The sequence below is a fragment of the Bacteroides sp. Ga6A2 genome, assembly GCF_000702225.1.
Taxonomy (GTDB): Bacteria; Bacteroidota; Bacteroidia; order Bacteroidales; family Bacteroidaceae; genus Ga6A1.
Map to the genome: position 1 here is coordinate 98,102 of NZ_KL370872.1, position 12,257 is coordinate 110,358.

The following is a 12,257-nucleotide window of genomic DNA, read 5'->3' on the forward strand; positions in this document are numbered from 1 at the left end:
AAACAGAAAATCTGACAGACGGATTTTCTGTTTCTTCGTTTCTTGGCAGAAGCCAGATTTATTTGTAGTTCGAGATATTCTTTACACCCTTCAGATTAACCTCGGCAGCCTTTTTATGGAACAAATCGTTAAACTGCTGTAACGAAAGTTGGTATTTCGGCACAAAGTCGTCGGAAGTGAGGTAATGCAGAATAGACGAGATGTAAGCCTTTCCCTCGGGATAAGAAGTAATCTTCTGCAAGTTGGTGGTGCAAATCAGAATATTTCCCTTGCCGAGTTTCGCCTCCATCATTATGCCAAGTTTGTGGCATCGCTCCACGTTGTCAATCATCTCGATTACGGGGCGGAAGTTCTCGTCGGTATTGTCGAGAATCATCGGACGGCTGTTGTGTAAGATGCTCCACCATTGCCAGTTTGTGTAGTTGTCGGTAGGGAAGTGGTTGAATATTGGGTGCTGGCGGCGCGTGTTTATAGACAGCGTGCCCGGCGAAACCTCCTTCTTCAGTCCCTCGCAGATGCCCTTGAACATAGAGTAGTTCCAGTAATCAGGCGTAAACAAGCCTTTAAGGCTGAACGGCTCAATATCCTTGTGCGACGGGATGTAGAGCACGTCCTTGCCCTTGTTGGCGGCGGCTATGGCATCCTCCTGCGTGTAGGCAATGTGAGTCTGTGCATCCCAGTCGAAGCCAGCCGTGGCTTTCTCAATCTTGTTTACAAACTCGTTGTTTATGCTCTGCTTGTTGTAGACGTAGAACATATAGTGGTTTGTGGCATTGCCGAACCGCAGTTCAAGAAAATACATGCCCGTTGGTATGTTTTCGGGAAATATGACAGATGCGCCGCTGCTTTCCTTGTCGATGTTGCAGCCCTTGTTTGTAGGAACGATGTCGATTAGTTCTGGGCTTACAGACTTTGTTACCATTCCTCGCGGAGCGGTAAGGCTGAAAGAACCCGAGCTAAGTTCGGTCATGTCTTCCTTCATGATTTTCCATCTGACCCTGTCGCTTACATCGTTTTCGGTAAAGTTGGCAATGACGATGTTGGCATACACCCTGTCGTCTGCCATGTAGCAGAACGAAGGATGCTCGCCCATGATTGTGAGCGGCGAGTTGAACTCTCTGAACATGGCTGGCGTGATGCGGTTGTTCTTGCGCTCCATGAAAGCATCGAGCAGACCGACGAGAGCCGTGCCCTGACCCGGATAGTCCTGAAGGTCGAGCATCTGGAATCCGCCGAAGTTAGGCGTTCTCATGCACATCTCGATGTCGGCCTTGTAGCAGTTGAATGCCCAGAATGATGAACTGAATGAGAATTCATCGTCCTTGTTGGTTAGTCCGTGCTCTGCCATCCTCTTTCTGAAAATCTCGAAGTTTACCGGAGCGAGCACGCCGTTGTATTTTTCTGTCTCGGAGAAATTAGGGAAACTTTGGAACTGGCCCGTCTCGTGGCTCACCACCGGAATGGTTATGTTGCGGATGGCGTTGGCGTAGTTGTATAGCGTGTTTGGACGCATGGTGTTAAGCAGGCCGCCATCGTTCTCGTCGGCAAACGAGAATGACGAGCGCGTGTTGCTGCTGTAGTTTGTTCCGCCTCCGTTGCGACAGGTTATAAAATAGTCGTCGCCAGCCATCTGACCTTTCCATCCAAGGTTGTTGTTTGCTCCCAGAACGTAAAGGTGGCGCGAGTCGGTTTCGCGGAACGTGCGGCAGAAGTCCTGCATCGTGCGCAGGTCGCCGTGAAGTTCGTTTCCGAGCGATAGCGAGAAGAACGAAGGATGATTGCCGTATGTCTTCAGGATAGCCAGTCCTTCCTGCATCATGAAGTTGTTGCAGAACTCGTTGTCGGCCTTGAACTCGCCCCAGTAAGGCAGTTCTACCTGAATGTAGATGCCAAGGCGGTCGGCAGCCTCGAAAGCCGCTTCGGGAACTGTCCACGAGTGGCATCGCAGGTGGTTGAATCCGTACATCTTGAGCGTAGCCAGATAGTAACCCCAGTCGTCGGTATTCATAGGCGCGTATGCCGTTATAGGCCACACGCATCCGTCGTGCTTTCCGCGCAGGAACACAGGTATCTTGTTAATCATGAACGTGTTGCCCGAAATCTCGAACTGGCGCAGTCCGAACGAGAAAGGGTGCGAAATCTCGACCACATTCTTGTCTTTCGTAGATACCTTTATGTTCCAACAATGTATGTAAGGGTGGAACTCCGACCACAGTTTGAGGCTGTTGCTCTTTATCGTGAAGCGGATTTTGTTCATGCCCTTTTTGAGTGCAGTCTCGAGTCTGACGGTTTTCAGCAGTTTTGTGCCGGACTTTGCGTTGTCGGTCTGTCCGTTCGGCTTTATTTTGGTGTATTCAATCTCCACCTCGCTGTCGTTGTCAGACGAGACCTTGCACGAGCCGTCGGGCGTTATCATAAGGTCGTTGATGGTATTGTCGTCGAGTTTGCTCCAGTTGTAGTTTTTCGACGATGTTGTTACGCACTTCTGTTTCAGTCCCAGTTCGGTCTGTCCGTCAAAGCCGATGGTTGCCTTTTTGTAGTCCTTGTCGGCGCAGATGGTACATTCAAAGATAACGCCGTTAAGTCCTGCGGCAGGATATACCTGCATCTGGTCTACGTATATGTCGGGCTTGGCTTCGATATACATGTCGCCAAGTATTCCGTTCCAGTTTGTCTGAGTGGATTCGCTCCACATGTGCGAGCCGTGCACCTCTTTCGGAACAGCCTCGTTGCGGTTGTCAACCTTTATCTTAATGGTGTGTATTCCGAACGAGATTTTTCCCGTAAGGTCGTATATGTGCGGCGTTTCGAGATATTGCTGGCAGCCTATGCTGTCGCCGTCGATGTAAAGTGTGGTAGGGCGTGTTCTTTCGAGGTAGAGCATAATCTTCTTGCCCTCGAACGACTGCGGAATACTTACTGTTGTAGAGTATTCCATTATGCCTACGTATGGATTTCTTCGCGTAAGATTGCCTGTCGTAGTATTGTCTGTGTTGTTTTGCGCCAGTCTGCTTTGGTCAACCGTTCCGGGCAGCGTAATTGTGCCCAGAGAACACTTCCATTTACCCGAGAGGTCTATTCTGCCTTGTGCAAACAGAACTGTATTTGTAATCAACAGTAAAACTGAAGCATATATAAAGCGTCTTTTCATGATTTTTATTTTTAAAGTTATTTAACAAAGATAAACAAAAAAATTCATTTAGTTGCGTTTTTTTTCATATTTTTGTACGAAAGTCTAATCAATATATTAAGTGTAAATGAATAATTTTGAGTTCTATAGTCCAACAGAGTTCGTTTTTGGACGCGATACAGAGAGCAAAGTTGGCAAACTTACAGCCGAGGCTGGTGCCAAGAAAGTTATGATAGTTTACGGCGGAGGCTCGGTTGTGAGGAGCGGCCTGCTGGCAAGAGTTGAAAAATCGCTGAAGGAAGCCGGCATCGAATTTGTAGAGTTGGGCGGTGTAAAGCCTAATCCTGTCGATACAAAAGTGTATGAGGGCATTGAACTTGCAAGAAAGGAGAATGTTGACTTCATGCTGCCTGTTGGAGGCGGAAGCGTTATCGATACAGCCAAGAGTATTGCCGTGGGCGTGTGCTACGACGGCGATTTCTGGGATTTCTACGAAGGTAAGGCAGAGATTAAGGCAGCTCTGAAGGTGGGCGTCGTTCTTACCATTCCGGCAGCAGGAAGCGAAGGCTCGGGCAATGCCGTAATAACAAACAAGGACTTGAAGAAGTTTGGCATCCGCGCTCCAAAGTTGCTGCGCCCAGTCTTCGCCATTATGAATCCTGAACTAACAATGACCCTTCCGGCATGGCAGACGGCAAGCGGCGTGGTTGACATGATGGTTCACATCTTTGAACGCTACTTTACAAACACAAAGAACGTTTCTATAAGCGACCGCCTTTGCGAGGGTATTCTGCTAAGCATCATCGAAGAGGCTCCGAAGGTAATGGCAAATCCTAACGACTACGATGCACGCGCCAACATAATGTGGGCAGGAACGGTTGCGCACAACGGCACATGCGGCGTGGGACGCGAGGAAGAATGGACTTCGCACCAGATGGAGCACGAAATAAGCGCGTTGTACGATGTTACCCATGGCGCAGGACTTGCCGTAGTGTTCCCTGCATGGGCCACTTACATGGCAAAGCATCATCCGGCTTACGTGTACCAGATGGCAACACGAATCTTCGGCGTTCCTGAGGGCGATGACAAGACGGCCGTGGCTTTGCAGGGCGTTGAACGTCTGAAGAAGTTCTGGAAGAGCATAGGAATGCCGCTCACATTCAAGGAACTGGGTGTTGAGAACCCTGATATCGACCTTCTTGTAAAGAACCTGCACAGGAACAAGGGCGAGGAGTTCGGATTCTATGTGAAGGTTAATCCGGCAATATCTCGCGAGATATATGAATATTGTATTTAATAAATAGGAGGTAAAAAAATGTTTTCTGGAATAGTAGAAGAATTTGCCCAAGTGGTGGGCATAGAGAAGGAGCAGGAAAATGTACACTTTACGTTGAAGTGCTCGTTTGTTGACGAACTGAAGATTGACCAGAGCGTGGCTCACAACGGCGTGTGCCTTACGGTTGTGCGCATAGAGAACGGCACTTATACCGTTACCGCCATGAAGGAAACGCTTGAACGCTCAAACCTCGGACTGCTGAAGGTGGGCGACAAGGTTAACATAGAGCGAAGCATGATGATGAACGGCCGTCTTGACGGTCATATTGTTCAGGGACATGTTGACCAGACCGCAACCTGCATAGCCAAGGAGAATCAGGAGGGCAGTTATCAGTTCACGTTCAAGTACAAGTTCGACAAGGACATGGCAAAGCGCGGCTACTTTACAGTAGATAAGGGCTCGGTAACGGTAAACGGCGTGAGCCTTACGGTATGCCGTCCAACCGAGGACACTTTTCAGGTGTGTATAATTCCTTACACATACGACAACACCAACTTCCACACCATCGAGGCTGGCAGCGTTGTAAACATCGAATTCGACATCATCGGCAAGTATATTGCCCGAATGAATCAACTTTCATAACAGAAAATGAGAAAAGTTTTTGTTTCGATAATGATAATGATGACCTTCTGTGCCGCAAAAGCGCAGAAGGTTGTCTATGAAAAGAGCGACAGCATAAAGGTTGTTACTTATCTGCAAGAGGCTGCCAAACTGGGAAAGAACGAGAACCGAATGATGTTTTTTGCCAAGAAGTTCCTCGGCGTTCCGTATGTAGGCGCAACGCTCGAGAAGCCGATAGGCGAGGAACAACTCGTGGTAAACCTTCGCGAGCTTGACTGCACAACCTTTGTCGAGACCGTGGCAGCCCTGAAGATTGCCGACCAGCGCAACGAGCGCACCTTTGCAGGCTTCTGCAAGGCTCTTAAGCAACTTCGCTATCGCGGCGGAGAGATAAACGGGTATGAGTCGCGCCTTCACTACTTCTGCATGTGGACGGCAGACAACGAGAAGATGGGCTTGGTTGAGGACGTTCTTGCCAAGAATCCGAAGGAGTGCGTTACGCAGACGGTAGCCATCAACTACATGACCACCTATCCCGAGAAGTACCGCCAGTTGAAGGACAATCCGGAACTGACAAAGAAGATTAAACGCTACGAGGACGAGTGCAACGGCAAAAAACTGAAGTACGTTCCGAAGGCTAAGTTCGGCTACGGCTACAAACGCTTGTCGCAGATTCACACAGGCGACATTCTGGGCATAGTTACCCGAAAGAAGGGACTCGACACAACACATCTGGGCATTGCCGTATGGCAGAACGGACGGCTTCATCTGTTTAACGCATCGTCGGTATACAAGAAGGTGGTGCTTGACAGCGAGACCCTTGCAAAGTACTCTTCAAAGCATTCTTTGCAGATTGGAATACGTGCAATAAGGGTGAAATAGTATAACTTGGTGTGCGTTAACGGATAATATAAATCAAAAAAACGTATTTTTTAATCACTTATTAGTAATTTTTGGTTTTTTAGTTGCTCAAATTTTATTACTTTTGCAGCAGTAAAAAAGCTTGGTAAAATAAATGGTAAAATTAAAAATTGGGTGAACATGAGAAATGCGTTTATTTTATGTCTACTGTTTTTGTTTTCCGCAATGATAGATATGCGCGCTGGCGACAATGCAAGAAAGGAAGTACAGATGGGAGTCTTTACGTTTAAGCAACACGACTCTTCGCTGGAAATCTACAAATTCAAGGATAACGACCAGTTTTCGCACATCGAGTTCAAGGGGAAAAACAAGATGATGAACTCAGCAATCTACAAAGCCGACGACTCTCAGGAAGGAGTTCTGAAACTTTGGGCAAAGGAAGAAGGTTCCGAATTTATGTGGGAGATTGTTTGGGAAAAGCAAATCATTACTCTCTACGAGTATGTTGATGGTGTTGAGAAAAGTAAAGAAAAGTATAAGTTTTAAAAAGAATGACATCTGCTAAAAACGGATGTCATTTTTTTTGTTTTTTGGGGGCGTGTGCAATGGTATGGAGTTGCACATATCCGTTGTACATGTGCATTTTCGGAGCGTTTTGTTGCTCACTTGTTTTGCGAGTGTGCAAAGACCGAAAACTTTGCGTATTTTTATAGTTTTTTGTTTGGCAATAGTTAAAATACTTTTATAATTTTGTGTTCCGAAAGACGAGAAAACGTGTCTTTCAACATAAAATTAGAGTTTTAAAAGGGCAGCCGAAGGACTTGTTGAAGTCCGCTTTCATCTGCCTTGTATGCAAAACAGAAAATGATAGAACATTACTTAAATAAAACGGATTTTCATTCCTATAACGATTTTATGAAGCATTTCCAGTTGAATGTTCCCGAGAACTTCAATTTTGGATATGACGTTGTTGATGAGTGGGCAAGGATTCAGCCCGAAAAGAAAGCCATTCTCTGGGCCGACGACAATGGCAATGAAAAATCTGTTACCTACGGTCAGTTTAAGGATTATTCGGACAAGGCGGCAAGTTTTCTGCAAAGCCTTGGGATAGGCAAGGGCGACTGCGTGATGCTTATAATGAAGCGTCATATTGAGTGGTGGTATTGCATGATTGCGCTACACAAGATAGGCGCGATAGCCATTCCGGCATCGTTCCTGCTGAAGAGCAAGGACATAGTGTACCGTTGCCAGACAGCCAATATAAAGGCTATAATAACCTGTCAGGACGACATTATTATGGAGAGCGTTGATGTGGCTTGCTGCGACCTTAGGGAGAAGGGCAAGGACATAGTAAGGATTTGCGCCTTTGATAATGATATTCATCGTATGGGGTGGCTCGACTTCTGGGCAGGACTTGGTGCTGCCGCTCCTTTCCGCAAGGTTGAGGGCATCAGAAATAGCGACAGCATGCTGCTTTACTTTACAAGCGGAACGACGGGACATCCGAAGGGGGTGGTTCACGACTTCAAATATCCGTTGTGCCATGTGCTGACGGGAAAATACTGGCTCAACCTGCATGAGGAATCGCTCCATCTTACTCTGTGCGATACTGGCTGGATGATGGCGGCATGGGGGCAGTTCTACAGTCTGATTTTTGCTGGCGCGTGCATCTTTGTATATGCGCAGGAAGGTAAGTTTAATGCCGCAAATCTGCTAAGCATCATTCAGAAATATAAGATTACTTCGTTCTTTGCTCCGCCTACGGTTTACCGCATGATGCTGAAGGAGGGACTTGAGAAGTACGACCTATCGTCGCTCGAATACTGCACAACGGCTGGCGAGGCTCTCTATCCAAAGATTTTTGACGACTGGAAGAGGCTTACGGGCATAAGGCTGATGGAGTGTTTCGGGCAGACGGAAACGCCGCTTGTGGTGGGCTCTTATCCGTGGGTTGTTGCCCGTCCGGGTACAATGGGACTGCCAAACCCGATGGTGGATGTAGATGTTGTTGATGATGAGGGCAATTCGTGCGCACCTAACGTAAAGGGGCATCTGGTAATATATCTTCGCAACGGCGAGAAGCCGATAGGTCTGTTTAAGGAATATTATGGCGAGCCTGAGTTGACGGCGCAGAAGTTTGCGGGCAGATATTATGATACTGGGGACATGGCTTATCGCGACGAGCAGGGCTATTACTGGTATGAGAGTCGCGCCGACGATGTGATAAAGACATCGGGCTACCGCGTTGGGCCGTTCGAGGTGGAGTCGGTATTGATGCAGCATCCTGCCGTGGCGGAATGTGCCATAACTGGCGTTCCCGACGACATTCGCGGTCAGTTGATAAAGGCGACAATAGTGCTTTCTGCCAAATATCGCGACAAGGCTGGCGACGACCTTGCGAAGGAGATTCAGACTTTTGTAAAGAGCAGGACTGCTCCGTACAAGTATCCGAGAGTGGTTGAGTTTGTTGCCGAGTTGCCAAAGACGGTAAACGGCAAGATTCGACGTGTTGCCATACGCGAGGAGAGTGCAAGATGATAATAAGAGAGATACATGTCTGCAAGGCTTCATGTTGATGAGGCTTTGCGGACTTTTTTATTGATGGCGGTTGCTTGTGGCTTTTCTGTTGTATTTATTCCAGAATGTATGACTTATGGAATATCAAAAGAGAACTCGGAATCCATGAGTTTCATGTATTTGAGAAATCTTCTGATTGGTTTGCATGGAATACCACGTTCGTTACAGAAATCCAGATAGAATTGCGGTTCGGTACAATCTATCTCATGATGACCGAATCTGTCGTAGTAATAACCAACGTAAAAACTTCCGTCACCAAAAAGCACATTTATTTGTTTGTTTTTTCTAATGAAAGAATTAATATCCGGCATCTTGTGATATTTCTTTCTGCATATTTTTTCCCATGTCTTGTTCCACGATATCGAGAATTCAACCTTTTGCTTGTTTACGTTCTGTATGTGTACAGAATCGGCAATCTTGTATGAGTATCTGACTATCTCGCCGCGCCACTTCCCTTTTCTGTCAAGAATCAAGGCAAGGACACTTGTGTTGTAGTTGACAGTCTTGCTATGCTTGCGGCGGAAGATTTCGATACATATAGAGTCTCTCTCACCATCGCATCGCTCCAGTCCAATCAAGTCCATGTAGAGAGGTCTTTGTTTAGAATGGCTTTCGATATTTTGCGAGAAGGCGAGTATAGCAGACGTTAAAGCCAAAAGGAATAATGTTATTCGTTTCATATTTATGATGATTGTTTTTTATTATCACTCTGTAATTCTACACCTGAGAATCGCTTGTTTTGCACGATTGCTGAACTTTGCGCTTTTTCGACTGCAAATATAATGTTTTTGTGAATATCGTGCGTTATATTTATGATAACTTTGGATGTTTGCTGGGATGAAAAAGACAAGAGATAGCCACGGCGTGCAAACATGCTGCCGTCCATCTTGTACATTGCCGCATAGTGCTTGGAAAATGAAAAGCGACGGTACATGCTCCTTTTGGGGTGATGTGCCGCCGCTTGGGGGGAGTTATGTGCGCCTGAAGACGAGTACCAGTATTATGCCTGCCATGACGGTGGGCAGGAGGGTGGACTGGCGTGTTGGGCTTGCTGTTGGCGCGGCTGTCTGCACAATGGTAATGGTGTCGCGCTGTGCCTCGTGTCTTCGCTCTTTGTCGGCGGCATAGACGATGGTGTGCGACTTTTCGCGCTGGCGTGTGCCGCTGTCGGTCTTTATGATAAGTACGGAGTCGGTACGGCGGACGATGACGTGCTGCTGTATGGTGTCGTGTACCATGATGGTTTGCGCCTTGGCGGTGGTGTGCCTTATGGTGCGGCACGAGGCGAGGAACGGCAGCAGGGGGACGATGAGGAGGAGCGGGCGGTTCATCTTATCTGTATGGTAACGGGTTCGTCGCGGCTTATGGCCTGTTGTATGAGGGGCATTACCCTTGCGCAGGCTGCGCGGCTGTTGAGCACCATTCCCACCGCCTTGTTCTCGCCAAGGATGATGCATCCGAGGGTGTCGGCCGCCGTGTTGCCGGCGTGCATGCGTATGCAGCTGAACATGGGCACGTTGTGTAGCTGCGGCAGGTACTTGCCGAAGCGCGGACTGAATGTCCAGATTACTTTGTATGTGCCTGTGGGTATTGCCGTCTGTCCGTACACCTTGAGGCGTCGCAGAGTGTCGAGCGGCATGTCCTGGGCGAGTCCGCGGTCGCGGTCTTCGATGGTATCGCACATGTATGTGCCGTTTATGCTCAGGCGTCCGATGGTGTAGCGTGGCTTGCGTGCCGTTCTTGTAAGGAGTATTTTCATGTTCGTTTTGTTTTAAGGGGTTAGCTGATGTTGTCGGGCTGTTGCGGAGGGGTGTCTACCTCGGCGGAGAAGTCGCCCTTGCGCAGTTTGATGTTCTTGCCTGCCTTTATTGCCTCGGGAATCTTCTCGGCTATGGCGAACATAAGCAGCAGTCCTACGGCGGTGAGCACGGATCCGTCGATGATGCCGACGGGTGGGACGAAGAATCCTGCAACGATGAGTATGAGGCTGGCGATGAAGTTGAGATGGAAGATTTTCATGGGGCGTTTTCATTGTGGATGGGTACTTGTTGGGGCGATAGTTGCTGGGCTTCTTGCCGTTAAGCCTGCGGAGCGAGAAGACGGACGGAGTGCGCCTGAGGGTGCAGCACCCCGTCCGTGTGGGGATTGTCAGATGCCCTTGTCCTCGGGCAGAGTGATGACGTTCTTGTCGTCCATGTATCTGTAGAGCACCTGATTGATGTTTGACAGGCTGAACTGACGCTTGAGCCGCTGTGCATACTGGTATGCGCTGGTGCCCTTCTCGCCGTTGGTGGTGCCGGGCTTGTTGGCGTTGAGCCATGCGGTGGCGGCTGCCTGACGTGCCGTGAACTTCTCCTGCTGTGCGAGCTGCTTGTCGGTGGCTGGTCCCTTGTATGGGTGCGCCAGCTTTGCTATGCGTATCTTGTTGCTCGAACTGTTGGTGGCGAAGTAGGTGTCGGAGTCTTTGCCGTACTTGCCGCTGATGCCCTTGATGACATCGATTGGGATTATTTTTGCCATAGTTGTTTCCTCTCCCCATCTGCCGTGTGGCAGGTGTTTTGTATTCCGCGGAGGGGGTAGCGGTGATAATGGGTTAATACTTGTGTTTGCGGTTGTGTGTTACTGCGAATCGTGCGGTGGGAATTCTGGTGGGGAGGCGAAACCGTTTGCCGCGTCATGTGTCTGTGCCAGCATCTGCCATGCGTCGGGCTTGGGGTTGTGCGTGTCCTGTAAGATTCCTTCGGGATTCGTTTGGGTTGCGCGCTTGTTTTTGTAATCACGATGCAAAGATACGACATCTGAAATTGGCGGTTATGCGTTAGCGTACGTTTGTAGGAGTTGCGTACGATTTTAGGACTTTTTTTTGTTTTTGGGGGCAGAAGGGGGTGGCTGAGGTGCGGAGATGCGCTAAGATGCAAGAACTACGCGAATTCGGGATAAATTATACATTTCTTACTTGTACAACGCATAGTTTTGTTGCTTTTGTAAGACATCACAGAATTGATTATCTGTATGTTACAGACGCTGAAAGCGTCTCCGCTTAGTAACCGTAGGTCGGAACGACCTGCGGAAAAAGCCACCAACCTACGACAAGCACTCTGAAAGAGTGCCCCATCTGCTGCAATGGGCGACCGCTTTCAGGGTCGATGATATTTGTTTCATTACTGTCCGCAGATCCTACGGATGCTGCGGTTACTGAGAGGTGACGCTTTCAGCGTCATTCCGAATAATCATTTTCCAAATATAGAAGGATGGAGTTTCTTATTCCGAACTCACGTAAGAACTATGGCGGCTTTATTGACGGGGCTTGGTGCGGTAATTGTAGTATGGCTATGAAAAAATGGCAGAAGAATTTTGAGGTTATTGGTTAATATGCTATATTTGCAAAAGATGTCAGTGGTAGCCTTTGTCGCTCCACTTACAACTTCCAAATGTTGAAAATGGCTTCGCATTGGTTGTGAGGCTCTTTTTCATAATAGCAAGTTTTTATTAGATGTTGAGGCTTTCACATTGGTTGTGAGAGCCTCAAATTTTTTTTGTCCATGCACAAGGCATTTACTTGAAGATTGTGAGGGGGGGAGACAGATTGAAGGACAAAAGCGAAGGGCTTGGTTCATCATAATTGCGAATTATATGCCTATGGCTTATAATAAATCCCCACCCTCACGAGGAGAATGGGGAAGGGCTGCGCGGACGTCGATTCTAAGCCTCATATACATGGGGGGCGCCCCCGACTTTGGTTGCAAATATACAAAGAAATTATTACTGCTCAAATATTTAAGCAGAAAATAT

12 protein-coding genes are annotated in these 12,257 nt (G+C 48.0%); 5 read left to right on the plus strand and 7 right to left on the minus strand.

Annotated features, from left to right (window positions below; genetic code table 11):
- Window positions 1-58: 58 nt before the first annotated feature.
- Window positions 59-3,151: a glycoside hydrolase family 2 protein gene (locus T538_RS17345; RefSeq protein ID WP_034539293.1), complete on the minus strand. Its 3,093-nt coding sequence runs from the start codon at window positions 3,149-3,151 to the stop codon at window positions 59-61.
- A 106-nt stretch (window positions 3,152-3,257) separates the two neighbouring features.
- Here T538_RS17345 and T538_RS0114305 point away from each other — a divergent pair, with 106 nt between their 5' ends.
- The 5 genes from T538_RS0114305 (at window position 3,258) to T538_RS0114325 (ending at window position 8,426) form a co-directional block, all read left to right on the plus strand.
- Window positions 3,258-4,427: an iron-containing alcohol dehydrogenase gene (locus T538_RS0114305; RefSeq protein ID WP_031534814.1), complete on the plus strand. Its 1,170-nt coding sequence runs from the start codon at window positions 3,258-3,260 to the stop codon at window positions 4,425-4,427.
- Between the two features lie 18 nt (window positions 4,428-4,445).
- Window positions 4,446-5,048 (plus strand): riboflavin synthase, encoded by a 603-nt coding sequence (locus T538_RS0114310; protein ID WP_031534816.1) that lies wholly within the window; start codon window positions 4,446-4,448, stop codon window positions 5,046-5,048.
- A 6-nt stretch (window positions 5,049-5,054) separates the two neighbouring features.
- Entirely contained in the window at window positions 5,055-5,909 is an 855-nt protein-coding gene (locus T538_RS0114315; RefSeq protein WP_031534817.1) for an N-acetylmuramoyl-L-alanine amidase-like domain-containing protein, read from the plus strand.
- Between the two features lie 204 nt (window positions 5,910-6,113).
- Window positions 6,114-6,434 (plus strand): hypothetical protein, encoded by a 321-nt coding sequence (locus T538_RS0114320; RefSeq protein WP_031541467.1) that lies wholly within the window; start codon window positions 6,114-6,116, stop codon window positions 6,432-6,434.
- A gap of 318 nt (window positions 6,435-6,752) precedes the next feature.
- Window positions 6,753-8,426: an AMP-binding protein gene (locus T538_RS0114325; protein WP_031534821.1), complete on the plus strand. Its 1,674-nt coding sequence runs from the start codon at window positions 6,753-6,755 to the stop codon at window positions 8,424-8,426.
- Between the two features lie 113 nt (window positions 8,427-8,539).
- Here T538_RS0114325 and T538_RS0114330 read toward each other — a convergent pair whose 3' ends face one another.
- The 6 genes from T538_RS0114330 to T538_RS0114355 form a co-directional block, all read right to left on the minus strand.
- Complete coding sequence (locus T538_RS0114330) at window positions 8,540-9,145, minus strand: hypothetical protein (RefSeq protein WP_155993254.1); 606 nt, start codon at window positions 9,143-9,145, stop codon at window positions 8,540-8,542.
- Between the two features lie 2 nt (window positions 9,146-9,147).
- Window positions 9,148-9,360, minus strand: a complete 213-nt coding sequence (locus T538_RS0114335) for a hypothetical protein (protein WP_031541468.1) — start codon at window positions 9,358-9,360, stop codon at window positions 9,148-9,150.
- Between the two features lie 76 nt (window positions 9,361-9,436).
- Window positions 9,437-9,703 carry a hypothetical protein gene (locus T538_RS0114340; protein ID WP_031534825.1) on the minus strand — a complete coding sequence of 89 codons (267 nt, stop codon included), beginning with the start codon at window positions 9,701-9,703 and terminating at the stop codon, window positions 9,437-9,439.
- Between the two features lie 89 nt (window positions 9,704-9,792).
- The gene (locus T538_RS0114345) at window positions 9,793-10,224 is read right to left on the minus strand and encodes a DUF5675 family protein (protein ID WP_031534827.1); all 432 of its coding nucleotides are present in this window, start codon (window positions 10,222-10,224) and stop codon (window positions 9,793-9,795) included.
- Window positions 10,225-10,244: 20 nt separating this feature from the next.
- A complete protein-coding gene (locus T538_RS0114350; protein WP_031534829.1) occupies window positions 10,245-10,484 on the minus strand; it encodes a hypothetical protein in 240 nt (79 codons plus the stop codon).
- Between the two features lie 129 nt (window positions 10,485-10,613).
- Window positions 10,614-10,985: a hypothetical protein gene (locus tag T538_RS0114355; RefSeq protein ID WP_031534831.1), complete on the minus strand. Its 372-nt coding sequence runs from the start codon at window positions 10,983-10,985 to the stop codon at window positions 10,614-10,616.
- Between the last annotated feature and the right edge of the window lie 1,272 nt (window positions 10,986-12,257).